Consider the following 25,223-nt stretch of genomic DNA (forward strand, 5'->3'; position numbering starts at 1 on the left):
AGATTTGCCGAACCCCCTGAACCCCATGAGTCACCGTCCCGTATACAAACCCTATCCGCCTCGAGCTTCCTATACGCCACCCGGTCCTGCACCGATCAATCAGCCGGCCGGTCCCGGAGCCGGTCCGCACCGTCCCAGACCGTCGAAGCGGAAAAAAAGAAGACTGAAAAAGAGTGTCAAACGCTTCTTTTGGATTGCCGGGACATTGATTCTAATTCTGATCGTTCGTCCGTGGCGCTGGTTGGCTTCCGAAGAACGGCAGCAGGTGGCCGCGACGCCCCAACCCGTACAGGTCGATCCGGTGCCGTTGAACAAGATTCTCAGCAACGCTGACAGCGAGTTGCCCGAAGCGGTGAAGTTCGACCGGGCCGTGATGGCCTTCCTGCGTAAATGGGATCTGACCGGCGCATCGCTGGCCATCATGAAGGACGGCAACCTGATTTATGCCAAAGGTTACGGGTGGGCCGACCGCGAGGATGGCGAACCGATGGAGGTGCGACACATCCTGCGCGTGGCGTCGATTTCGAAACTGATCACGGCCACGGCGGTCATGAAGCTCTGGGAACAGGGAAAGCTGCAACTTGAAGGGCAGGTGTTTGGCCCGAACGGAATTCTGAATGACGAGCGTTTCAGCCACTATACGGACAAACGGATGGAACAGGTGACGGTCGAGCAGTTGTTGAGGCATCGGGGCGGGTTCTCGGTACGTGCCGGCGATCCGATGTTCAACTGGCAGCTCGTGGAGCGGGTGTTGAAACGCCAGCCCCCATACGATATGAATGATTACGTGGAGTATGCCACCCGCAGCGGGTTGGGTTACCGGCCCGGTGGGCGTACCTATTATTCGAACCTGGGGTATGTGGTGCTGTCGAAGGTGATCGAGAAGGTGTCGGGCGTGCCTTATGAACGGTATGTGCAGGACAGCATTCTTGCGCCGGCCGGTTGCTACGATATGCACATCGGGCGGAGTCGCCACGAGGATAAGTTCCCCAACGAGGTCCGTTATTACGAGACGAAGGAGGCCGAACCGGTGCCTGCCTGCGACGGCTCGGGCCAGATGGTGGCCAAGAGTAACGGCGGCAACGATATTTCGGGGCTGAGCGGTGCCGGTGGATGGGTTGCTTCGCCGACCGAATTGCTGCGTTTTGTGGCGGCCATTGACGGAGACCCGTCGCGGAAGGATATTCTCAAACCGGAGACCGTTCGCCGCATGACGCAGGAGACGAAAGGGATGTTGCCGATCGGGTGGATGCACGCGAAGGCCGACGGAACGTGGTCGCGCACGGGCTCGATGTCGGGAACGAACGCCCTTTTGCGCAAGCAGAGCAACGGGTATGTTTGGGTGTTCGTAACCAATACGAGCAGTTGGAAAGGATCGCGTTTCCACGGTTATATCAGTTCGATGTTGCGTCAGGCATTCGGCAAAGTGGAGGAGTGGCCCGAAAAGGATATGTTCGAGGCCGACAGTCTGATGGGGTCGGAAAACGAGATGCCGTAATTCGAGGGGGTAGTCGGATAGCCTGAAACGGATAGTTCGGAACGGATGGCTTGCGTCAGATGGCTCGCGTCGGATTGTTTGAAAGTGGCGAGGCCGAATTGCTGGCGGAGGGTCCGGAATTGGCTGGCTCGAATGGTTGGAGCGGATAGTCTGGGAATGGCTGGCCTGAATTGATCCTCTGCGCTCTGTTACCGAGAAAAATGAGGAATGTTCTCTACTCCTGATTTGCTAATCTGATTCAGTTTGCTGACGCGGGCTTGTTTTTCCCGGACTTCGCAGTTCTCTTTTAGATAAGTTTTACAATAACGGAGTCGGTGTCCTGTAAACCGCCCGGTGAAAGTGCTTTTTGTCGGTGCAGCTTCAGATCCTGCTACCCGATGACCGGAGAACAATAATATGAGATTATACCTTACGTGAGTGAGGTGAATGATGCGTGAGGTGAATGAAACGAGAGCCCCGAAAGGAATGGTTCCTTTCGGGGCTCTCGTTTTGAATTAAGCTGTTGGTCGTGAAAACAGGCCGCGGCAGGTTATCGTACCGTTTCGACCGGGGTGTAGGTGATGGTCTCGCCGAACGACTCGTTTCGGATGGCCTTCATCAACCGGTCGATCCCGCCTGTCACCATGGCTTCGAAATCCTGCCGGATGGCGGCGCAATGGGGACGGGTCTGTACAAACGAGATGATCTCGTCGGAGGTGTCGAAAAAGACGGCGGCTGCGGCGGCTCCTTCGTTGTCGGTCGTCGGGCGGCAGAGGCTATCGAGGCGTTCGATCGAGCCGGGACCGTTGACCACGGTGCTGCTGGAGAGAAATACGACGCCATTCACGGGCAGCGTCGCGTTCTCGGTCAGGAAATCGGTCACCTGTGTCGCGCCGGTCGAGACGACGTCGCCGGACCACACGAGGGCTGCGGTGTCGGGAATTACGGTGAGAAAATTCTTCAGCCGTGCCTGCATGGCGGTATCGCCGGCAACGCCTCCAAACAGACCGATTCCGGTGGCGGGGCGTCCGGCTTCGTCACAGAGCGACTGGAGGGTCGTGGCGGCCAGCGTACCGGCCGCTTCGTTGTCGGACCCGATATAGAAGCTGCGGCTGCTTTCGGGACAGTCGGAGTCGAAGGTCCCCACCTTGACGCCGGCCTGAACGGCCTTGTCGATGGCAGCACGAACGCCGTCGGCATCGATACAGCTGATGAGAATTCCGTCGACCCCGGCGCTTACCAGCTTCTCGATCAGCTCGATCTGCGATTCGGCAGTGGGGTTGCGCGATACGTCCCAGCGCACCTGGATGTCGTAGGTGTCGCTGGCGGCCAGCGCGACGGCTTTGGCTGCGGCGACCGAGGCGTCGTCCACTTTGGGGACTACGGCGATGGTCGTCTTCTCTTTCGTCCCCTGGAGGCAGGAGACGTTGCCGAGCAGGCATCCTGCCGCAAACAGGCCGACGGTTAGGGCACGGAATCTCATGACGGTATCTCTCTCTTCTATGCTTGCAGTTTGGTGCGGATGATCTCCTGAGCGGCAGCCATGGCGGCTTCGAGACCCTGGCTGTTTTTACCTCCGGCCGTTGCGTAGTGGGGTTGTCCGCCCCCGCCGCCCTGGATCTGTTTGGCGGCTTCGCGGACGATGGCACCGGCGTTGAGTCCCTGGGCCACGGCCGAGTCGCTGAGGGCTACGGTCAGGGTCGGTTTGCCGCCGAAGTTGCTGCCGAATACCACGGCCACGTTTTCGATGCGGTTACGCAACTCGAAGGCGATGTTTTTGACCGATTCGGGTACGATGTCGAGCTGGCGCGAAATCAGACGGAAGTCGCCGACCTGTTCGCCGAAGTCCATCAGTTTTTCGATCATGAAGCTGTCGCGGGCCTGGCGAACCTGTACCATCTGTTTGGCCATTTCGGCGTTTTCGTCGGCGAGCTTCTTGATGGCCGTTACGACCTGGTTGGTGCGCAGGGCGGCCATCATCTCTTTGATGATGTCGTCCTGTTGTTCACTGTACTCTTCGGCGGTGCGGCCGGTGATGGCTTCGATGCGTCGGATGCCGGCTGCGCTCGACTCTTCGGCCACGATACGGAACTGGCCGATGTTGCCGGTGGCGGGAACGTGCAGACCCCCGCAGAGCTCAACCGACTGGCCGTATTTGACTACGCGCACGGTGTCGCCGTATTTTTCACCGAAGAGCATCATGGCGCCCATCTCTTTGGCCTGATCCATGGTGCAGTGGCGGTTCTCTTCGAGCGGGAAGTTGGCGCGGATGGCGGCGTTGACTTTGCGTTCGACCTGTCGGAGTTCTTCGTTGGTGAGCTTCTGGAAGTGCGAGAAGTCGAAACGAAGGTAGTCGGGGGTTACGAGCGAACCTTTCTGTTCGACGTGGGTGCCGAGCACTTCGCGCAGCGCCTGGTGCATCAGGTGGGTGGCGGTGTGGTTGGCTGCCGAGGCCATGCGGCGTTCGGCGTTCACGACGGCTTCGAAGGGTGCCTTCACGTCGGCCGGCAGCGAGGGGGCGATGTGGACGGTCAGGTTGTTCTCCTTCTGGGTGTCGGTAATGAGGGTCTTCTCGCCGTCCGGAGCGATCAGGTAGCCGGTGTCGCCGACCTGGCCCCCCATGTTGCCGTAGAAGGGAGTGTGGTCGAGCACGATCTGGTAGTGGGTCTTGCCTTTGCTGGTGACGCGGCGATAGCGGGCGATGTGGACGTCGGGGCAGGAGGTGTGGTCGTAGCCGACGAATTCGGACTGTTCGACGGGCAGCACTTCAACCCAGTCGTCGGTTTCGACGGCCGAGGCGTTGCGCGAACGGTTCTTCTGGGCTTCGAGCTCTTTTTCGAAGCCGGGGATGTCGACCGTCACGCCCTGTTCCGAGGCGATCAACTGGGTCAGGTCGATCGGGAAGCCGAACGTGTCGTAGAGGGTGAAGGCGTCGCTGCCGCTGATGACTTTACGATCGGCCGGGAGTTTCTTGATGATGCTGTCGAGCAGGTTGATCCCGGTGGCGAGGGTGCGCAGGAACGAACCTTCCTCTTCGGCGATCACCTTCTCGATGAGTTGCTGCTGGGCTTTGATCTCGGGGAACTGGCCGCCCATCTGTTCGACCAGGGTGGGAACCAGCTGGCAGATGAAGGGTTCGGTGAAACCGAGGTAGGTGTAGCCGTAGCGTACGGCACGGCGCAGGATGCGGCGGATGACGTAGCCGGCTTTAACATTGCTGGGCAGCTGGCCGTCGGCAATGGAGAAGGCGATGGCACGCAGGTGGTCGGCAATCACGCGCATGGCGATGTCCTTTTTGGGGTCACTGCCGTAGGCTACGGAGGCCATGCCTGCGATTTTCTGGAGCAGGGGCTGGAAGACGTCGGTGTCGTAGTTCGACTGTTTGCCCTGGATCACCATGCAGAGGCGTTCGAAGCCCATGCCGGTGTCGACGTGTTTGGCGGGCAGCGGTTCGAGCGATCCGTTGGCCTTGCGGTTGAACTGCATGAAGACCAGGTTCCAGATCTCGATCACCTGCGGATGATCTTTGTTGACCAGTTCGGCCCCGTCGATGCGGGCGCGTTCGTCGTCGCTGCGCAGGTCGAAGTGGATCTCGGAGCAGGGGCCGCAGGGACCGGTGTCGCCCATCTCCCAGAAGTTGTCGTGTTTGTTGCCTTTGAGGATGTGCGAGGCGGGCAGGCGTTCGGCCCAGAAGTCATAGGCTTCGCTGTCGAAGGGCACTCCTTCTTCCGGCGAGCCTTCGAAGACGGTGGCGTACAGACGGTCGGTGGGGAGTTTGTAGCGTTCGGTGAGCAGTTCCCAGGCCCAGGCGATGGCCTCTTTCTTGAAGTAGTCGCCGAAGCTCCAGTTGCCGAGCATCTCGAACATGGTGTGGTGGTAGGTGTCGTGGCCCACCTCTTCCAGGTCGTTGTGTTTGCCGCTCACGCGGAGGCATTTCTGGGTGTCGGCCGCGCGGTGCCATTTGGCGGGCTGGTTGCCCAGGAAGATGTCCTTGAACTGGTTCATCCCGGCGTTGGTGAACATCAGCGTGGGGTCGTTCTTGACCACCATCGGGGCCGACGGAACGATCTGGTGTTGCTTCTCGTGGAAAAAGTCGAGGAAGACTTGACGGATTTCGTTGGAGTTCATATATCTTTTTTTCGCTTTTGTCCGTTAATAGAGGTGAAGTTGCAAAATTACGATATTTTTCGATTCCGCAGGAGTTCTCGGCGCGATTTGTCGACGGGACGGGTGCCGCTCGGAAACCGGCGGTCGATGATTCTGTGCCGGAGCGACTCTCTCGGGGAGTCCTGTACCCGTTGCGAACGGCATGCGGAGTGGTTGCCGTCGGCCGATGCAAGAGAAGAGCGGACGAGTTGCCCTCCTGTGTGATCCGGGTGGCTTTCGGAACCGGAATCGGAGAGTTTCGCTAAAAATTGTTATTTTTGCCTGATTGAAATCCCTGTACCGAGGCGAATGGATTCACCGCAGTCGTCATATTATACGCTCTACCACTTCTTCCGCGAGCGGTTCGTGTTGCCCCTGCGGCAATGGCTGTTCCGTTTTGTCCGGATGGTGCTGGTGGTATTCATCGCCGCATCGGTCGTCAATTTCGTCTTCTCCTACTTTTTCTATACGCCCAAGATGCACCGCCTTCGCGAGCAGAACGAGGCCATCGTGCGCGATTATCAGCTGCTCGGCGAACGGGTCGATGCGTCGCTGGCCCAGTTGGCCGAGCTCCGCGAACGCGACCATGCCGTCTATCGGGCCATCTTCTCGGCCGACACGCTGAACATCCCCGGGATCTATACTCCGTATTCGCACGACAAGTACGCCTCGGTAGGGTACGGACGTTACGCTCCGCTCATGACCCAGGTGTGGAAAAAGATGGATGCACTGGGACGTCAGCTCTATCTGCAGTCGATGTCCTACGACGAGCTCGAACAGCTGGCCGTCGACAAGGACCTCATGGCTGAGGTCGTACCGGCCATCATGCCCATCGACCAGAAAAAACTGCGCGGCAGCATCGGTGCCTTCGGCATGCGGCTGCACCCGATCCTGAAACGCTATATCGGCCACGAGGGAATCGACCTTGGGGCTCCGCACGGTACGCCCGTGTATGCCACCGGCACGGGGCTGGTCGCTTACCAAAAACCGCAGTCGGGCTACGGCAAGCAGGTGGTGATCGACCATGGCTTCGGTTACCGTACGCGCTATGCCCACCTGAGCAAGGTGCTTGTCGAGCCGGGACAGCTGGTCAAACGCGGCGAGCAGATCGGCGAGGTCGGCAGCACGGGACGGTCGACAGGTCCTCACCTCCACTACGAGGTGATTTACCGCGGCCGGCCGGTCAACCCCATCAACTACATCAGCCGCAGCATGAGCGAAGAGGAATTCCGCGCCATTACCGAAGCGGCCAAAGCCACTACCTACGAACTGGATGAGTAAACGGACCACATACAACGAATCGGGAGCCTCGCGGCGCTATCCGAGGCTGGTGAAATGGACCTTCCGTTTCTTCAGCGGGATCGCTGTGGCCATCGTTTATTTTATTGTCTTCTCCTTTTTCTTCGACACCCCGATCGAGTACGAACTCAAGAAAAGTACCGAGCGGATTGCGACCGAGTACGAAGCGTTGGAACGACGCTACGACACCCTGCAGCAGGTTCTCAACAACGTATCGGAGCGTGACAAGAGCATCTACACGATGCTTTTCGAGGCGGAGCCCGTCCTGCCCGGCGACGACGATCGGCAGCATCGGCTGGAGTTCCGTGACCGGCTGGAGGAGATGAGCAACCTGGAACTCGGAAACTGGTTCGACGAGCACCTCGGCATGTTGTACCAGCACGTGTCGAACTACAACGCCATGGTGAAGGGACAGCAGGAACGCGTGGCGAAAAACGTCCAGAAGGCGCTGTCGATCCCGGCCATCCAGCCGGTCGACAACAAACAACTGACCCTGCTGACCGCCTCGTTCGGCGAACGGGTGCATCCCTTCTTCAAAACCATGACCCAGCATAACGGAGTCGATTACTCCGTACCCGAAGGAACCGCCGTGTTCGCCACGGCCGATGGAACCGTCCGCAGTCTCCAGACCCGCGGACAGACCTCCGGTCTGACCATGGTGATCGACCACGGGAACGGCTACAAAACCGTATATTCGCACCTCGATAAAGTGGTTGTGCGACCCGGCAGCCACGTCAACCGGGGCGATATTGTCGCCTTCTCGGGCAACTCCGGTCTCTCGTTCGCGCCGCACCTACATTACGAGGTCCACTACCGCGGCAAACCGGTCGATCCGATCAACTACTTCTTCATGGAACTCGACATGCCGAGCATGCGGAAACTGAAAGAGATCTCCCGCATGGGGATGCAGTCTTTCGATTAGCATCACCCGGGGGGGCGAGAGTTGGGACCGAAAAAACGGAGTGAGCCGGGGGCCGGTGAAGAAGAGTGGGGAAGGAAACGGAGCGAATCCCCGGAGGAGCCGGGAGATGGAGAACGGAGTAACGGAACGAAGCGAATGGGCCGAGAGGAAAAGAGGGTGAAAAATCGGAGCGAGCGGATAGGGTGGAGAGATGGGGAAAAACGGCGGGTGAGGAATGAACGGAAATGGATCCGGACGGAGAGGAGAAAACCGGGGAGTGCCGGTAGATGGGAAAACCGCGTAAAGAAGCCCGACTGGAAACTCAGCGTGAAGGCTTCCGAGGCGGTGGCGGGGGAGAAGATGACCTGAAACAGAGATTTATTTTTAACAACCGATATGACCATGAAAAACAAAGTATTGCTGATGATCCTCGACGGATGGGGAAAAGGCGACCACACCAAACGCGACGCCATCTTCTCGGCCCATCCCGAATTCATCAATTCGCTGATGGAGAAATACCCCAACGCCGAACTGCTCACCAGCGGCGAGAACGTCGGTCTGCCCGACGGACAGATGGGTAACTCCGAAGTCGGCCACCAGAACATCGGTGCCGGCCGGATCATCTATCAGGACCTCGTCAAGATCAACCGTGCCTCGAAAGACGGCTCGATCATGCAGAACCCCGAAATCGTCGCCGCCTTCGAATACGCTCAGAAAAACGGCAAAGACGTACACTTCATGGGGCTGGTATCTGCCGGCGGCGTTCACAGTTCGCTCGACCACCTCTTCACCCTGTGCGACATTGCCAAACACTACGGCATTGCCAACACCTACGTGCACGCCTTCATGGACGGCCGTGACACCGACCCCAAAAGCGGTGCCGGCTACCTCGGTCAGCTCGAAGCCCACATGGCCCAGTCGACCGGTAAGATCGCTTCGGTCATCGGCCGTTACTACGCCATGGACCGCGACAAACGCTGGGAACGTGTTAAAGAAGCCTACGACCTGATTACCAAAGGCGAAGGCCGCAAAGCCACCAACGCTGTGCAGGCCGTCGAAGAGTCCTATGCCGAAGGCGTGACCGACGAATTCATCAAACCGATTGCCCTGACCGACGCAGCCGGCCAGCCGATCGGCCTGATTAAGGAAGGCGACATGGTGATCTTCTTCAACTACCGCAACGACCGCGCCAAGGAACTCACCCAGGTGCTCACCCAGTGCGACATGCCCGATCAGGGGATGAAGACCATTCCGCTCTATTACTGCACCATGACCCCCTACGACTCGTCGTTCAAGGGGCTGCACATCCTCTTCGATAAGGAGAATGTCGAAAACACCCTCGGCGAATGGATCTCGAAACAGGGACTCTCGCAACTGCGTATCGCTGAGACCGAAAAGTTCGCTCACGTAACCTTCTTCTTCAACGGCGGCCGCGAACAACCCTTCGAAGGCGAAAAACGTATCCTGATTAACTCGCCGAAAGTGGCTACCTACGACCTGCAGCCCGAAATGAGCGCCTATCTCGTGGCCGAAGCACTCGTGAAAGACATCAAGACCGAGGCTCCCGACTTCATCTGCCTGAACTTCGCCAACGGTGACATGGTGGGCCACACCGGGGTTTACGAAGCCATCGAAAAGGCCGTGAAAGCCGTCGACGCCTGCGTGAAAGAGGTCGTTACCGCCGCCCGTGAAGCCGGTTACACGATCCTCATCTGCGCCGACCACGGTAATGCCGACAACGCCATCAACGCCGACGGTACGCCCAACACCGCTCACTCGCTGAACCCCGTGCCGCTGATCGTCGTATCCGACACTATCAAAGAGGTGCACAACGGCGTGCTGGCCGACCTGGCTCCCACCGTGCTCAAGATCATGGGCCTCGAACAGCCCAAAGAGATGACCGGCAACGCGTTGGTTTAATCTTTGTGCAGAGGGGGGCGGCAGTGTATGTCGATAAAACAGGGGAAGTGAGTTGACAACCCCGTGGCCGTCAGGGCAATGAGTTCCTGCGGACAGTGTCGCTGCCGAAAACGAATTCTCCCCCATTATATCAACCTGTGAGGCGGAGAACCCGATTGTCAAAGGGTTCTCCGCCTCGCTTTTTGTTTATGTGGCTGATTTTTCTTGGGTTGAAACGGTGGGAAAATTTTATCGGGAGACATAAAATTATATTAACGGTTAAAAAAGTATGATAATTTTCCTGAAGGGCACGAGAATTGCATCAGTTAATCAAAATTGAATCCAAACGAACCGATCAGTGATATGAAAAAACAGACCATACTTGTCGTTTTGTCGATGCTTGGGCTGACCGCCTGCTGGCAGACCCAGACTCCGCGCAGTTTTGTGCGTCCCGTCAAACTGAGTCCGGCTCAGTCGCTGAGCAGCTACAGCAAGGATTTCGTGGGCGTTGTCTCGTCCGACCAGTCCACCAATCTGGCATTCCGCGTGGGCGGGCAGGTGATCCGCACCTTTGTTGGCGAGGGTGACCAGGTGCGCGAAGGGCAGGTGCTGGCCAAGCTCGACCCCGGCGACTTCCAGCTGCAACTCGAGGCCGACAAGGCTCAGTTCACCACGGCCCAGTCCATCCTCGAACGGAGCAAGCGGCTGCTGGCCAAACAGGCCATCTCGCAGCAGGACTACGAAATTGCCCAGTCCGACTATCTGCGGGCCAAGTCGGCCTACGAGTACTCCCGGAATCAACTGGCTTATACGCAGCTGAGAGCGCCATTCGCCGGGTCGATAGAAAAGAAGTACGTCGATAACTACCAGAAGGTGCAGACCGGCGAGGCCATCTTCAAACTGATCAACCCCGGCCAGCTCTCCGTGAAGTTCACCCTGCCCGAGAGCGACGTCGAGCTTGTACGGGTCAATAAGAACATCTTTGTCGAGTTCGACAACTACCGCGGCGAGACCTTTAGTGCCGAAATCAAGGACGTGGTCGACGCGTCGGTCGACGGTGCCGGCATCCCCGTAACGCTCCGTATCACCGATCCCCGTTTCGATCCCGCAAAATATGACATCAAGGCCGGTTTTGCCTGTCGTGTGAAGATGCAGATCGAGGGAAACAAGGCTTATCATGCCTATGTCATCGTTCCCATTACGGCAGTATTTAATCCACCGACGGACAAGACGGGAAGTTATGTCTGGGTTTATAATCCTACAACGGCTACGGTCGGAATGCGTAAAGTCCAAACGATGGGATTGATGGGAGATGATCAGGTCATTGTACCCGAGGGGCTCGCGGCCGGCGAACAGGTCGTTTCGGCCGGCGTGTACCAACTGACCGAAGGGCAGAAGGTTAACGTTCTGAAATAGGGGAGGGAGGTACGTCATGAATATTCCGAAATTTGCACTCGACAACCCCAAGATCTTCTATTTCTTTTTCGCCCTGCTGTTGATCGGCGGATTTCTGTCGTTCGGCGGGCTCGAGAAGAAAGAAGATGCGCCGTTCGTCATCAAGAGCGTGGTGCTGGTGACGCAGTATCCCGGAGCGACGCCTCAGGAGGTGGAGCAGCTCGTCACGGAGCCCATCGAACGCGAGGTGCAGTCGATGGCCGGGGTCAGCAAGATCAAGTCTGAATCCTACTTCGGCATGTCGAAAATCAGCGTGGAACTCGACCCCGCCACCTCGCCCGACGCGATTCCCGGCAAGTGGGACGAGTTGCGCCGCAAGGTGCTGAACGTGCAGCCGAAACTCCCCTCCGGAGCGTCGCAGATCAGCGTCTCCGACGACTTCGGCGACGTGTTCGGCATCTACTACGGTCTGGTGGCCGACGACGGCTTTACCTACAACGACATGCGCAACTGGGCGCAGTTCTTCAAAACCGAACTGGTAACTCTGCCCGGCGTGCAGAAAGTAGCTCTGTTCGGCGAGCAGACCGAGGTGGTAAACCTCTTTGTGAACACCGCCACGCTGGCCAATCTAGGGGTCGATCCGAACTCGATCGTGCAGATCGTCTCGAGCCAGAACCAGCTGGTCAATACCGGCGTCAAGGAGGCCGGCGGCATGAACCTCACGATCCGCGCGGCCGGTACGTATGCCGACCTGCAGGACATCCGTAATCAGGTGATTTCGACGCGTGACGGGTCGCAGATCCGGTTGGGCGATATTGCCGTCGTCCAGCGCGGCTACCTCGATCCGCCGAACCAGCTGATGCGGGTCAACGGACAGCGGGCCATCGGCATCGGGGTCTCGACCCTGCCCGGCTACGATGTGGTCAAGACCGGCGAAGGGGTGCGCCGGCAGATCGAACAGGTGATGCCGCAGGTACCCGTCGGCATATCGCTCGTCCCGCTCTACCTCGAAAACGAAATTGCGGCTGAGGCCAATAACGGTTTTATCCTGAATCTGGTCGAATCGGTGGCCATCGTGATTCTCATCATCCTGCTGGTGATGGGATGGCGGGCCGGTGTGCTGATCGGATCGTCGCTGCTCTTCTCGATCGGCGGGACGATGCTCGTGATGCTCTTCATCGGCGTGGGGCTCAACCGAACCTCACTGGCCGGATTCATTATCGCCATGGGGATGCTGGTCGATAACGCCATCGTGGTGACCGACAACGCCCAGGTGGCCATGAAACGCGGCGTGCCAAAGCGAAAGGCGTTGATCGACGGGGCCACCGGTCCGCAGTGGGGGCTGCTCGGGGCTACCTTCATCGCCGTATGCTCGTTCCTGCCGCTCTATCTGGCACCGGCATCGGTGGCCGAAATCGTCAAGCCGCTCTTCGTGGTGCTGGCTCTGTCGCTCGGGCTGAGCTGGGTGCTGGCCCTGACCCAAACCCCGATCTTCGGGAACTTCATCCTCCGCGCGCCGAAATCGGGACAGGCCGAAAAAGATCCTTACGACAATAAATTCTACAACGGGTTCGGGCGGTTGCTCGCTGCGTTGATTCGCAACCGTTGGAAAACGATTCTCTGTGTACTGGCGCTCTTTGTCGGGGCGCTCTACACGATGAGCCGTGCGCCGCAGGGCTTCTTCCCCAACCTGAACAAACCCTATTTTCGGGCCGACTGTTTCCTGCCCGACGGCTATTCGATCCGGGAGTCGGAGCGTGAAATCATGCGGCTGGCCGAGTGGCTGCAACAGCAGCCGTCGGTTCGGACCGTCTCGGTGACCGTGGGGGCGTCGCCGCTGCGCTACTACCTGGCCAGCACGTCGTTCGGTCCGAAACCCAACTTTGGCAATATTCTGGTCGAACTGAACGACATCGACTCGACGGCGGCCTTGGAGCGGCGGTTCTATATCCATGCCAAGGAGAACTCGCCGAACGTACTGGTTCGTTCGTCGCTCTTCAAACTCTCGCCCGCGGTCGAGGCCACCATTCAGATGGGCTTCATCGGCGAGGATATCGACACCCTCGAACGGCTCACCGTACAAGCCCAGCGGCTGATGGCCGAGTGCGATCTGGTGGGCGACATCCGCTCCGACTGGGGCAACAAGATCCCGGTGGTCAAGCCGCTCTATTCGCAGGAGAAGGGGCAGCGGCTGGGCATCACGCGGCAGACCGTGGCGCAGTTCACGAAACTCTCGACCAACGGGCTGTCGATGGGCGAGTATCGCGAGGGAGACCAGTTCATGCCGATCCTGCTCAAGGATGCCAATATCGACAACTTCAACCTGGCCAATCTTGGTTCGCTGCCGGTCTTCGCTCCGAACGGGACGGTCGTTTCGCTCGATCAGGTGGTCGATTCGATCGGCAGTGCCTACCAGTACAGCGTCATCAAACGTTTCAACCGGCAGCGGGTGATGATGGCGCAGTGCGATCCGCTGCTGGGGGCCAATGCCGTCGATGCCTACAAGCAGGTCTACGAACGGGTCGCCGCGATGGAGCTGCCCGAGGGGTATCGGCTGAAGGTGTTTGGCGAGAAGGAGTCGCAGGAGGAGTCGAATGCGGCGCTGGCCAAGAATTTCCCGCTCACCTTCTTCCTGATCTTCACCACGCTGTTGCTGCTGTTCCGCACCTACCTGCGGCCCGTGGTCATTCTGTCGATGATTCCGCTGATCTTTATCGGCGTGGTGCTCGGGCTGACGGTGATGAACAAAACGATGGACTTCTTCGCCATCCTCGGCGTGCTGGGGCTCGTGGGGATGAACATCAAGAATGCGGTGGTGCTGGTCGACCAGATCGACCTCGAACAGAAGGCCGGCCGGGCGCCTGTGGATGCCGTGGTTGCGGCCACGAAGTCGCGTATCGTCCCGGTGACGATGGCCTCCGGAACCACCATCCTGGGGATGCTGCCGCTGTTGCCCGACGCCATGTTCGGCGGCATGGCGGCCACGATCATGGGCGGGCTGCTCGTTGCCACCTTCCTGACGATTCTGGTGCTGCCGGTGGCCTATTGCCTGATTATGCGGATAAAATCGGCTGAGCGGAATGAAAACTGACAATTTACGGAAAAGGCGCCGCCTGCGGATCGCGTATCCCGGGCTGTGCGTAAACGCTGAACATCCTTACGATATGAAGATATGGAAATCAGACCGCCTGCGGTCCGAACAGCAGGAAAATGACGGCCTGTCGGCCGAGACAACCAGCCTGCGGGAGATTTGTCCCGGAGCATGCCTGGGCGATTGCTCCGGAATGTATCCCGAAACTCGATCCGGGAGACGTCTCAGGGGGCGTTTCGGGATGCGTGTGGGGCTGGCCGTGTTGTTATTGTCCGTCGTGGCTGGAATCCCGCGGGTGGAGGCGGCTTCACGACAGGAGGGCGCAACGGAAACGGCTCTTGTGGAAGAAGAGGCAGTGCCGTTGTCGCGTGACGAGTTTCGACGTCGCGTTGTGGAGTACAGCAACCAGTTGAAGATCACGCGCGAGAACGTCGAGGCTGCCGACCTCAAGGTGAAGAAGGTCAGAACCGGCTTTTACCCGTCGCTTGGAGCACAGGCGTCGTTCAACTATCAATTCAATCAACCGGGTGGAACGACCTCCGGGACAACGCTCAAGGATTACAGCTATACGGCGCAGGTTTCGATCATGCAGAATGTTTACACGGGCAATGCGGTGACCAACCAGACCCGTGCGGCAGAGATCGAACGGTCGATTGCCGGATTGCAGCAGGAGATGACCCTCGAAGGGGTGATCTATTCGGCCGATCTGAGTTACTGGGCGATGGCTGCGGCACAAAAGCAGCTCGACATTGCGCGGACGTATGTCCGGATTGTGGACAGTCTGTACCGGATCGTGAACACGCGTTTCGAGGACGGCTATGTGAGCCGTACCGACCTGTTGATGGTCGAAACGCGACTGAACGAGGCCCGTTTGCAGGAGATTGCGGCGCTCAAACTCTACCAGTCGTCGTTGCAGAGCCTCAATACGCTGATGGGTAACCGCCAGCCGCAGGCTTACTTGGCGGCCGATACCATTGCACAGCCGGTCGAGATGCCCGGCGTACTGCCGTTGGAACGCATCCTGGAGTTGCGGCCCGACTATCGGATTGCCGAGCAGCAGTTGGAACTCTCGAACCAGAATGTGCGTGTGGCGCGGTCGTTCTACAACCCGCAGCTGACGGTGGGGGTGCAGGGCGTGTACGGGACGCTGCAGCCCAACGTGACGGGCGAGGGGAAGGTGTACGGGCTGGCGCTGGCGCAGTTGAACGTGCCGATTTTCCGCTGGAACGAACGCCGGCACGAGGTGAATATGGCGCGGGCAGCCGTGCGCGGGTCGGAGTGGGCCCTGGTCGATGCCGAGAACACGGTGAACGGCGATCTGGCTGTGGCGCGAACCAACATGGAAAGGACGCGGGAGGCGGTCGAGATGGCCGAAGTGAACCTGAACGTGGCGCTCGACAACTTGATGCTCAATACGTTCAGTTACAGCGAAGGGCGTCTGCCGATTCTCGACGTGCTGTCGGCTCAGCTGGCCTGGATTCAGTCCTACACGGCTTTCGTGAACTCCAATTACGAGTACAAAGTCTCGATCGCTGACTACTGCAAGGCGCAGGGAACGCTCACCCTCCAGTTGGGGGATTGACGCCTACCAGGTCTGAGGGGCGTATGATGAAACCGGGGGTATTGCAGCGCTTCGGATAGAGAACGCTGCAATACCCCCGGTGTCGTTTGCGGGCGTTATCGGGCAGACCGAGCGGAACGGGCGGGATTATTGTCCGCCGCCGCTTTGCTGTTGTTGCGAACCGCCGGACTTCACGTCGTCGTTCTGGATGCCGCGGCGTGCCTTCTTGATTTGGGCCTGCACTTTGCCGAAACGCCAGGTCAGGTTGATGCGGAAACTCCGGTAGGGGTTGTCGCTGCGTCCCCACTGGCTGTATTCGGGGCTGAAGCCCTTGTATTTGTAGGTAAAGTGCCCTTGGAACGGGTTGCTGGCCGAGAGGCTCAGAATCAGTTTGCGGTCCCAGAAGCCGTGCGACACGCCGATGGAGTGGTAGCCCCCCATCGAACCGCTGCTCTGAAGCCCCGTGTATCCGCTCCACAGGCCGCCGCTCACGTAGACGTTCCCGTTTTTCCACGGTTGTGCGTTGATGTTCAGCGTCCCGTAGTGGGCCCATCCTTCGTTGCGCAGACCGGTTCCGTTGCCGGCGTCGTACTTGTTGTAGCCTGTGCCGGCGTTGAGGCTGATGGTCAGTTTGTTCTGCAACAGGCGCAGCGAACCGTAGAGCGAGAGGCCGAAGTACTGCCGTTTGCCAATGTTGGCATAGGTGCTGAAGAGTGCGCCGGACTCCAGGGTCGAGGTGAGCTGCTCGATGGCGTTGTCGGTGAGGTTGGCCGTGAGGCTGGCGCTGATGTTGAACAGCTGGCTGAAGTTGCTGTACGTCAGGTCGAAATTGTGGCTGATTTCGGATTTCAGATTCGGATTACCGGTCGAGATGTGGAGCGGATCGAGGTCGTCCACGTAGGGGTTCAGGTACCAGATGCCGGGACGCGACAGACGCTGGGTGTAGCCCAGTCGCAGGGTCTGCTGCTGGGTGGGCTGCCAGCCGAGGGTTACGTAGGGAATCAGGTCGAAATACTTGTTGTCGAGCGGGTGGTCGCCGTCCTGCTGGTGGAACGTGCCGTCGTTAATGGTGTATTCGGCACGGGCGCCCACCTTGATGCTGTATGCCTTGAGTTTGAGTTGGTAGCTGGCGTAGGCGGCGGCGATGTGCTGGCGGTAGTCGAGCGAGTTCTGGCGGTTCTCCTGCAGGATCCACTCTCCACCGGGGTCGCGCTGGTAGGTTTCGGGGTCGCTGGAGTTGGGACGCAGGATGTATTTCAGTCCGGTCTCGATCTGGTGTTTCGGGGTGATGGGGTCGATGTAATCGATCTGTACGGTGTGTTCGTATCCGCGGGCACGGTTGTCGGAACGCTGGTCGTAGCTCGGATAGTTCAGCAGCCCGGTGATCGTGCGGTCGAAACGGCTGTTGTTGGGCGAGTAGTCGAATTTGTACGAGGCGGTCAGTATCTGGTCCGGCTTGCGGAAGGTGCGCTGGTAGTCGATGTTGCCGGAGACGGCGCCGTAGTCACCCTCCGAGCTGGAGAGGGTGCTGTAGCTTTGGGTCAGCACGCGCAACTGGTCGTAGATCTCGTCGTTGCGCATCGATTTCGATTTGTAGTCGCCCAGGTAGCCGTTGAACGAGAGCGAAATCAGGTTGAAGGTGTCGATCTCGTAACCGGCTTCGAACGAAAAGCCGTTGCCCTGTCCGTTGCTTTTCGAGGTGGAGTTGTTGCTGAGGTAGTGACTCTGTTCGATGTTATAGTTCTCGGTCTGGCCGGATGAGGTCGACTCGGGCGAGCGGAAGTAGTTGCCGAAGTAGTTGGCCGACAGGCTGAATTTGCCCATCGATGCGGCGATGTAGGCGTTCCCGTTGACCCCGCCCCAGGTGTTGGTGCCGAGGCTGAGGCTGCCGTTGAAACCCACCGGGGTGCTGCGGTTGGTGATGATGTTGATGATGCCGCCGATCCCTTCGGCGTCGTATTTGGCGGGCGGGTTGGTGATCACTTCGATGCTCTTGATCGAGTTGGCGGGCATGGATTTGAGCACATCCTTGTAGTTCTGGGCCATCAGGGTCGAGCTCTTGCCGTTGACCAGTATCTTGAAGTTGCTCTGTCCCTTGAGCTGGATGTTGTCGTCGCCGTCGACGGTGAGCATCGGCACTTTGCGGATCATCTCGAGGGCCGTGAGGGTCGGCGTCTCGGGATCCGAGGTGGCGTTGTAGGTAATTTTGTCGATGTCGGCGGTGACGATCGGGCGCTGGGCCGTGACGGTGACCGCATCTGTGGTAATGCCTGCCTGGAGCTCGATGTCGCCGACTTCCAGCGGCACGGCGGACGATTCGACCCGGATCGGTCGGCTGACGGCCGTGTAACCCGCGAAACTGAGGTGGAGGTTGTAGGCGCCAGCTTTTCCGATGGTGAGCGTAAAGTGGCCGGCGTCGTCGGTGATGGCTGCCGTCAGGGGCTGGGCGGTGCTGTCGGCGGTCAGCGAGGCGGTGGCGTAGGCGATCGGCTGGCGGGTCGAAGCATCGATGGCCCTGCCGCTTATACGATATTTCACGGTCTGTGCGGTGGCGTTGCCGTTTTGAGGCGGGGCGGATTTCTGTGACCGGCCGGGCTGTGGGCACAGCATCAGCAGCAGAGCGGCGATCAGGGTGAGGGTGGGTTTCATGCGGTGGGGGTATGGTTTGTTTTGGTGTATTATGTCACTATTACACTGCAAAGGTATTCCTTATTTTGAAACAAGCAACGCTTCGGCAGTTTTTCCGGCCGCATATTCCGCGAAATGTTGCGAGTGTATGTCGTCTCGCCGGGTCTGCTGCGGGCGAGCCTTCTCTTTGTAAGGCACTGGCTGGCCGTTATGCCGGGTGCAGAGTGTTGCCTGTCAGGTGTCGGTGTTAGTGTCGCGCGCCGGAGGCGTAACCGGTCGGAAATGGATCTTCGTGGCGTTGCAAATGTCGCGTCGGGAGTGGGTGGGTCTTCGTGGCGGGGTATAAAGGAGGGTGAGTGGGTTTGTTGTCAATGGTTCTCGAGGTGTAAAGATAATAACTGTGTTTTTAGTTTCATCGTGATGCGTCCATTTTTTCGTATCTTTGATGATATTTAAAAATTTGGGAATGACGAGTCGGAAAGAGGCGGAGAGGGAATTTTCCGTGTTCGTCGGGCGTTTTGCCCCCTCAGGCCAAAGCCGCGTCGAGAGTATCGCGTGATAAAGAGCGGCCGCAGACGGCAAAATCGTAGTCCGGAGTGTGTGTGGTTGTCAGTGTCGCTGCCTGTGTTGCAGTCAGTGCCGTCCCGCGAGTCATTCCGTAATCAGCGTATATGGGCAGTGTCAAGATACTGAAGGCATCGGCCGGGTCGGGGAAGACCTACCGGCTGGCCTATGAATATATCAAAGGGGTCGTGTGCGACCCGCTTCTCTATCGGGGAACGCTGGCGGTGACCTTCACCAACAAGGCGACCGAAGAGATGAAGCGGCGCATTGTCAAATGTCTGCACGCACTGGCTTCGGCGCCCGAATGGGAACCCGAAGGGGGCGACCGGGTGACCTACCTCGACGACCTGATTCGGGAGACGGGTCTCTCGCGCAGCCGCATCATCCGCAACGCGGCGCAGGCCCGCACCCTCATCCTGCACGACTATTCGCGGTTTGCCGTATCGACCATCGACAAGTTTTTCCAGCGTGTGGCGCGTGCATTTTTCCGGGAACTGGGGCTCGAACTCGACTACACGGTTGAGATCGACCGCGACTGGGTGCTTTCGGCGGCGGTCGACCGGCTGCTCGAGCGCACGGCGACCGATGCGCCCCTGCGAGACGCCGTGCGGCGTCTGCTCGACGAGCGGGTCGAGGAGGGGAAGGGCTGGGACGTCCGTTCGGACATCGTTCGGATCGGCGCCGAACTGTTCAAGGAGGATTATCTCCCCAATCCGAACCCCGCCGATCGGATATGGAGCATCTATACCGAAATCGTCCGGGATTTGAGCGCCCGTTTTGCAGCCGTGAAGCAGACCGCGCAGCGTGCCGTGTCTGTGATTGAGTCGGCCGGGCTGAGCCTCGACGACTTCCCCTATAAACGGCAGAGCTTTGCTGCCTATCTCTACCAGATGGCCGCGGCCGACGGCCCGATCCCGTACAAACCGCGTTTCCAGCAGGCTACCGAGAGCTCCGATGTGTGGACTGCGAAACGATCGCCTCTGCGCGATCGGATACTGGCCCTGGAGGGAACGCTGATGCCGCTGATGCGCGAGGTGCGTGACGGTGTCGATGGGCTGGTGCGTGACTGCAATTCGCGCGATCTGGTGCGCGAAAAGCTGGGACGCAGCCTGCTGCTGGCCCAGTTGGGCGCCGAGGTGCGGGCCGTCTCGGCCGAACGCAACCTGGTGATGATCAACGAGACGGCGGCTCTGGTCCACCGGCTGGTGACGGGCAACGACGCGCCGTTTATCTACGAAAAGGTCGGCAATGCCTATGCCCGCTACATGATTGACGAATTTCAGGATACCTCCGAGAAACAGTGGCAGAATTTCGTCCCCCTGCTGGACAACGCGTTGGCCGAAAACAGCGGCGAACCGGTGATGCTGATCGGCGACGTGAAGCAGTCGATCTACCGGTGGCGCGGCGGCAACTGGCGTATTCTGGGGAGCGAGGCCGAGACCCATTTTGCGGATGCGCTGGCCGAGCCGGTGCCGATGGATACCAACTGGCGCAGCGAACGCCGTGTGATCGAATTCAACAACGGGCTGATGCGTCGCGTGATTGAGCATGATGCGGCCAATCTGGCGGGCTTTCTGGCAGCCGCACCGCGTCAGCTGCAACCGTTGGCCGACATCCTGAGCCATTCGTACGAAGGGTTCGAACAGAAGCCGGCGCCGGGCAAACTCAAACGTGAACCGGAGGGGTATGTGGAGGTGATTCCCGCCCTGCGCGAACAGATCGGGCCGCTGGTTACCGGTCGCGTGGCCGACCTGCTCGGGAGGGGCTATGCCCTGCGTGATATTGCCGTGTTGGTGCGTACCAACGGCGAGGCGCGGCGTGCGGCCGATGTGCTGCTCGAAGCCGGATATGCCATCGTGAGTCAGGAGGCGCTGCTGCTGAGCGGTTCGCCCGTGGTCGATTTCGTGATGGCGATCTACGCGCTGGCCGCCGTGCCCGAAGACTCCGTGGCGCTGGCCCAGTATAACGCATTTCTGGAGCGTCCCTACGGACGTGCGCTCTCGACCGAAGAGCAACAGTTTATGGCCAGCTTGCTGCGCTGTGCGCTGACCGAGAGTTTCGAACGGATCCTGGCGCGGTACGGCCTGGGCGAGCGGAGCGATGCGGTTTCCTACCTGCAGGCGCTCTATCAGGTCATTATCTCGTACAGCAAGCAGACCATCTCCGATATTCCGCTGCTTCTGGAGTGGTGGAGCGAAAATGGCGGGAAAAAAACCGTCTACCTCCCCTCCGAACAGGATGCCATCACCATCATGACCGTCCACAAAGCCAAGGGGCTGGAGTTCCCGTGCGTGCTGATTCCCTTCTGTGATTGGGAACTGCTCCCGCAGGCAAACGGCGGCGGGACGACCCTGTGGGTCGAGGCCCGGGGCGAGGAGGCCGGTCGTTTTGCCGAACTGGGACCCGTGCCCGTGGCGTACAAGAAGCAGATGGCGGACTCGCACTTTGCGGTCGATTACTACCGTGAGAGCGTCTATTCCCATGTCGATAACCTGAACCTGCTCTACGTGGCCCTGACGCGGGCCGAACGCGAACTCTACGTCATGTACGATACCACGCGGACCGGAACGCGCGTCTCGAAGCTGATCGATGCCGTGCTGCCCGGGTTCGAGGGATTGGAGGAGTGCGAAGACGAATTGACCGACGGCAGTACTGTGACCTGTTATACGTATGGTGCAAAAGCCCCTGCTCCGTGTCGGGACAACCGCTCGGACGAGGGGAAGGAGCGGCAGGTGGTGCTGACCTGTTTCCCGTCGAACGACGCCGGGCAGCAGATCCGTGTCCGATGGTCGTCGGATCGTTACTTCGGTCAGGATCGGGATGCCGTGTCGCCCCGGCGCTACGGGGTGCTGATGCACAAACTGTTCGAACTGCTCGGTGCGCCCGACCAGCTGGACGAAGTGCTGGATCGGATGCGTGTGAACGGGGATATTGCTTCGGACGCCGAGCGGGACAAGGTGCGCGATCGTGCCCGGCGGGCGCTGGCCGATCCGATGGTGGCCCGCTGGTTTTCGTCCGAGTGGGAGGTGGTGCACAGCGAGCGTGACATCATCGCGGGCGGCGGTGTGCGTCGGCCCGACCGGGTGATGACCGACGGAAACGACCGCGCCGTGGTGGTCGATTACAAATTCGGCGCCCTCCACAAGGCCGAATACCGCACCCAGGTGAGCGAATACATGGAACTGTTGCGGCAGATGGGCTATCGTCAGGTCGAGGGATACCTTTGGTTCGTCGAACTGGGTGAGGTGGAGCAGGTGGAGTAGTCGTGTGTCCACTCGGGGTGAAGTGTTTCGCCCCCGAAGGAGCGTATTGCCGGAAGGGGGTGCATGCCGAAGCGGTTGGAAACCGTGAGGGATACAATCAAAAATCCTGTCTTGAAGCTAAGATTGAGAAGAATACGATTAATTGACACGATATGAGAAAATTTCGACTTGCAACTGTGATGGCGTGTGCCGGGGTGATGCTCGGCATGCCGCTGGCGCAGGCACAGAAAAAGACCTTGGGGCAGGATGCCTTCCACGGATGGCGGCAAGTGGCCGCTCCGCAGATCAGCGACAACGGCCGGTGGGTCGTTTACGGGTTGAATCCGGCTCGCGGCGACGGCCAAAGTGTCGTTTATGATGCCGAGACCCGCCGTAGCGATACCCTCCACCGGGCCTCCGGTGCGCGGTTGTTCGGCCCGGCAGCGACCCCGTGGGTGGCCGCCAAAGTGATCCCCACCTATGCCCAGCAGCGGCAGGAAAAGATCAAAAAGACGAAGGCCGACAAGAAGCGGCCCGATACGCTGCTGGTGGTTTCGCTTGCCGGTGACGGGCGGTTGGCCGTGCCCCGGTTGAAAAGCTTTCAGACCGCCGACCGCGAGGGGAGTGGCATGATCGCCTACCTCTACGAAGTGCTGCCCGCAAAAGCGGCCCGGGATACGGCCGACAGCGTGAAAAAGGCGACGAAAACGCCGAAATTCAACCGTTTGGTACTGTGGGATGTCGTTTCGGGGGGCGACAGCATCGTGATGGACAGCGTGGAGAGCTACGCCCTTTCGCGTAACGGGCGGATGTTGCTCTACAGCCTCAAGGGCGACAGCCTGCGCAGCGTGTGGGCCTGCGTCGACGGCCGGCAGACCGAGCTCTATCGGGCAAAGGTCGGCAAAACCGGGTCGCTGGCCGTGGACGAGCAGGGTACGCAGGGAGCCTATCTCGTGACGCCCGACACGACCGAAACCGGTGCTCAGTATCAGCTCTATCACTTCACCGCCGCCGATCTCCAGCCGCAGCGCATTGCCGGGCAGGGGGCGCCGAACGGCTTTACGGTGAGCGAATACGGCTCGTTGAAGTTCTCGCGCGAGGGCGGGCGCTTGTTTTTCGGCATGAACCGTCCACCGCGCGTGGTGCCGAAAGATACCCTTTCGGACGACGAGAAGAGTACCTACGACCTGTGGAGTTATACCGATACGCTGCTGATGACCCAGCAGCTGGCGATGGCCAAGCAGATTCGTCAGCAGAGCTTCCGTGCCGTCTATGACACCCGGAGCGGAGAGTGGGTTCTGCTGGGCGACAAGTATCTGGCACGGGTGGTGATGCCCGAAGACGACGCGGCGCAATATGCGCTGGGAATCGACGAACAGCCCTACGAGTGGGCCAGTACGTGGGAGTCGCCCGGGACCAAAGACCTGTATGCCGTCGATCTGACGACCGGCACTCGGCGCAAGGTGGCCGTAGCAGCCAAGGCCGAAGCGGCGATCTCGCCCGACGGGAAATACATTGTGTGGTACGATGCGCCGCGTGCCGAATGGAAAGCCGTGGCGACCGCCGTCGGCAAACGCGGCGATACGACGGCTGCCGTGTCGCTGACGGCCGAGATTCCCTACCGGATGGATGTTCAGAACTTCGATATGCCCGACTACCCGTCGGCCGAAGGGATGGCCGGGTGGACCACCGACGGCCGGGTGGTGATCTATGACAACTTCGACCTCTGGCTGACCGATCCGTCGGGTCGGCGCGCGCCGGAGTGCCTGACCCGCGGCATCGGACGTCGTGACAGCATCGCGTTCCGTTGCGTGCAGCTCGATCCCGAAGAGCGGGCCATCGACCTCTCGCAGCCGATGCTGCTGTCGGCTTTCGACCGCGGTACGAAGGCGGCCGGATACTACCGGATGCCGGCCGAGGGTGGTGAACCCGAGAGACTGATCGCCGGAGACTATAAATATACCTTCGTGGCGAAGGCCCGCGAGGCCGACGAACTGCTGTGGCAGCGCGAGAATTTCCGCGAGTATCGCGACCTGTGGCGGTCGGACTGCTCGTTTGCCGATGCGCGGCAGGTGAGCGATGCCAACCCGCAGGCTGCACAATACCGCTGGGGAACGGTGCGGCGCGTGGCCTGGGAGGATATGAACGGACGCCCGACCGAGGGGTTGCTCTACCTGCCCGAGGATTACGACTCGACCCGCCGCTACCCGGTGATCGTCTATTTCTACGAAACCCACACGGACGACATTCATAAACACCTCCACCCGCAGCCCAGTTGGTCGATTGTGGTTCCGGTAGTCTGCACCTCGCAGGATTACGTGGTCTTCATGCCCGACATCCACTACCGGATCGGCTATCCCGGCCAGTCGTGCTACGATGCGGTGGTGAGCGGTGCCAAGATGTTGATCGACCGCGGTATCGCCGATCCCCGCCGGATCGGGCTGCAGGGACAGAGTTGGGGCGGCTATCAGATTGCCTATCTGGTGACGCGCACCGATATGTTCCGTTGTGCCAGCCCCGGTGCTCCGGTGTCGAACATGACCTCGGCCACGGGCGGTATCCGTTGGGGCTCCGGGTTGCCGCGCATGTTCCAGTACGAACACGGTCAGAGCCGTATCGGCGGATCGCTGTGGGAGAAACCGATCGAATATATCGAAAACTCGCCGCTCTTTTTTGCCAACAAGGTCCACACGCCGATGCTCATGCGCCACGACGATGCCGACGAAGCGGTGCCCTGGTACCAGGGAATCGAGTATTTCCTGGCCCTGCGTCGCCACGGGGTGCCGGTGTGGATGCTGAACTACAACGGCCAGCCTCATAACCTCAGACGATATGCCGACCGTCTGGACTGGGACCGTCGGATGATGCAGTTTTTCGACCACTACCTGAAGGATGCTCCGGCACCGCGCTGGATGCGCGAGGGAATCCCCGTGACGGATAAGGGGATCGATCCCAAACTGGACTACTGATAGTCAATCATGCTCTCGAAATTGTTGCGGGCGACACCTTCATTTGCGGGG

Annotated in this window: 12 protein-coding genes; 9 read left to right on the forward strand and 3 right to left on the reverse strand. The window is 59.6% G+C overall.

What is annotated here, in order from left to right; translation table 11 throughout:
• Positions 1–25 precede the first annotated feature (25 nt).
• Complete coding sequence (locus BQ5379_RS10545; RefSeq protein ID WP_083377717.1) at positions 26–1,498, forward strand: serine hydrolase domain-containing protein; 1,473 nt, start codon at positions 26–28, stop codon at positions 1,496–1,498.
• A gap of 529 nt (positions 1,499–2,027) precedes the next feature.
• Here BQ5379_RS10545 and BQ5379_RS10550 read toward each other — a convergent pair.
• Entirely contained in the window at positions 2,028–2,960 is a 933-nt protein-coding gene (locus BQ5379_RS10550) for a substrate-binding domain-containing protein (RefSeq protein WP_071135399.1), read from the reverse strand.
• 17 nt (positions 2,961–2,977) lie between these two features.
• Complete coding sequence (alaS, locus tag BQ5379_RS10555) at positions 2,978–5,605, reverse strand: alanine--tRNA ligase (protein ID WP_071135400.1); 2,628 nt, start codon at positions 5,603–5,605, stop codon at positions 2,978–2,980.
• A gap of 327 nt (positions 5,606–5,932) precedes the next feature.
• Here alaS and BQ5379_RS10560 point away from each other — a divergent pair, with 327 nt between their 5' ends.
• The 6 genes from BQ5379_RS10560 to BQ5379_RS10590 all read left to right on the forward strand — a co-directional run bounded on the left by BQ5379_RS10560 (position 5,933) and on the right by BQ5379_RS10590 (position 15,790).
• Complete coding sequence (locus tag BQ5379_RS10560; protein ID WP_071135401.1) at positions 5,933–6,904, forward strand: M23 family metallopeptidase; 972 nt, start codon at positions 5,933–5,935, stop codon at positions 6,902–6,904.
• The gene (locus BQ5379_RS10565; RefSeq protein ID WP_071135402.1) at positions 6,897–7,844 is read left to right on the forward strand and encodes a M23 family metallopeptidase; all 948 of its coding nucleotides are present in this window, start codon (positions 6,897–6,899) and stop codon (positions 7,842–7,844) included. The genes BQ5379_RS10560 and BQ5379_RS10565 overlap by 8 nt, the downstream gene beginning before the upstream one ends.
• A gap of 381 nt (positions 7,845–8,225) precedes the next feature.
• Positions 8,226–9,743: a 2,3-bisphosphoglycerate-independent phosphoglycerate mutase gene (gpmI, locus tag BQ5379_RS10575; protein WP_071135631.1), complete on the forward strand. Its 1,518-nt coding sequence runs from the start codon at positions 8,226–8,228 to the stop codon at positions 9,741–9,743.
• Positions 9,744–10,085: 342 nt separating this feature from the next.
• The gene (locus BQ5379_RS10580) at positions 10,086–11,138 is read left to right on the forward strand and encodes an efflux RND transporter periplasmic adaptor subunit (protein WP_071135404.1); all 1,053 of its coding nucleotides are present in this window, start codon (positions 10,086–10,088) and stop codon (positions 11,136–11,138) included.
• A gap of 16 nt (positions 11,139–11,154) precedes the next feature.
• The gene (locus tag BQ5379_RS10585) at positions 11,155–14,208 is read left to right on the forward strand and encodes an efflux RND transporter permease subunit (RefSeq protein WP_071135405.1); all 3,054 of its coding nucleotides are present in this window, start codon (positions 11,155–11,157) and stop codon (positions 14,206–14,208) included.
• Positions 14,209–14,281: 73 nt separating this feature from the next.
• Complete coding sequence (locus BQ5379_RS10590) at positions 14,282–15,790, forward strand: TolC family protein (protein ID WP_159431248.1); 1,509 nt, start codon at positions 14,282–14,284, stop codon at positions 15,788–15,790.
• Positions 15,791–15,916: 126 nt separating this feature from the next.
• Here the strand turns inward: BQ5379_RS10590 and BQ5379_RS10595 are convergent, their stop codons facing one another.
• Positions 15,917–18,418: an outer membrane beta-barrel family protein gene (locus BQ5379_RS10595; protein ID WP_071135407.1), complete on the reverse strand. Its 2,502-nt coding sequence runs from the start codon at positions 18,416–18,418 to the stop codon at positions 15,917–15,919.
• A 650-nt stretch (positions 18,419–19,068) separates the two neighbouring features.
• Here BQ5379_RS10595 and BQ5379_RS10600 point away from each other — a divergent pair.
• Both BQ5379_RS10600 and BQ5379_RS10605 read left to right on the forward strand, forming a co-directional pair.
• Complete coding sequence (locus BQ5379_RS10600) at positions 19,069–22,224, forward strand: UvrD-helicase domain-containing protein (protein WP_071135408.1); 3,156 nt, start codon at positions 19,069–19,071, stop codon at positions 22,222–22,224.
• A gap of 152 nt (positions 22,225–22,376) precedes the next feature.
• On the forward strand, positions 22,377–25,172 hold the full coding sequence (locus tag BQ5379_RS10605; RefSeq protein WP_143039461.1) for a S9 family peptidase: 2,796 nt from the start codon (positions 22,377–22,379) through the stop codon (positions 25,170–25,172).
• Positions 25,173–25,223: the final 51 nt, after the last annotated feature.

It is taken from the genome of Millionella massiliensis, assembly GCF_900104655.1.
Taxonomy (GTDB): Bacteria; Bacteroidota; Bacteroidia; order Bacteroidales; family Rikenellaceae; genus Rikenella; species Rikenella massiliensis.

Excerpts from the sequence above, each read along its gene's own strand:
- BQ5379_RS10545 (WP_083377717.1), top strand. The coding sequence starts at position 26 with ATGAGTCACCGTCCCGTATACAAACCCTATCCGCCTCGAGCTTCCTAT.
- BQ5379_RS10550 (WP_071135399.1), bottom strand. The coding sequence starts at position 2,960 with ATGAGATTCCGTGCCCTAACCGTCGGCCTGTTTGCGGCAGGATGCCTG.
- alaS (WP_071135400.1), bottom strand. The coding sequence starts at position 5,605 with ATGAACTCCAACGAAATCCGTCAAGTCTTCCTCGACTTTTTCCACGAG.
- BQ5379_RS10560 (WP_071135401.1), top strand. The coding sequence starts at position 5,933 with ATGGATTCACCGCAGTCGTCATATTATACGCTCTACCACTTCTTCCGC.
- BQ5379_RS10565 (WP_071135402.1), top strand. The coding sequence starts at position 6,897 with ATGAGTAAACGGACCACATACAACGAATCGGGAGCCTCGCGGCGCTAT.
- gpmI (WP_071135631.1), top strand. The coding sequence starts at position 8,226 with ATGAAAAACAAAGTATTGCTGATGATCCTCGACGGATGGGGAAAAGGC.
- BQ5379_RS10580 (WP_071135404.1), top strand. The coding sequence starts at position 10,086 with ATGAAAAAACAGACCATACTTGTCGTTTTGTCGATGCTTGGGCTGACC.
- BQ5379_RS10585 (WP_071135405.1), top strand. The coding sequence starts at position 11,155 with ATGAATATTCCGAAATTTGCACTCGACAACCCCAAGATCTTCTATTTC.
- BQ5379_RS10590 (WP_159431248.1), top strand. The coding sequence starts at position 14,282 with ATGAAGATATGGAAATCAGACCGCCTGCGGTCCGAACAGCAGGAAAAT.
- BQ5379_RS10595 (WP_071135407.1), bottom strand. The coding sequence starts at position 18,418 with ATGAAACCCACCCTCACCCTGATCGCCGCTCTGCTGCTGATGCTGTGC.
- BQ5379_RS10600 (WP_071135408.1), top strand. The coding sequence starts at position 19,069 with ATGGGCAGTGTCAAGATACTGAAGGCATCGGCCGGGTCGGGGAAGACC.
- BQ5379_RS10605 (WP_143039461.1), top strand. The coding sequence starts at position 22,377 with ATGAGAAAATTTCGACTTGCAACTGTGATGGCGTGTGCCGGGGTGATG.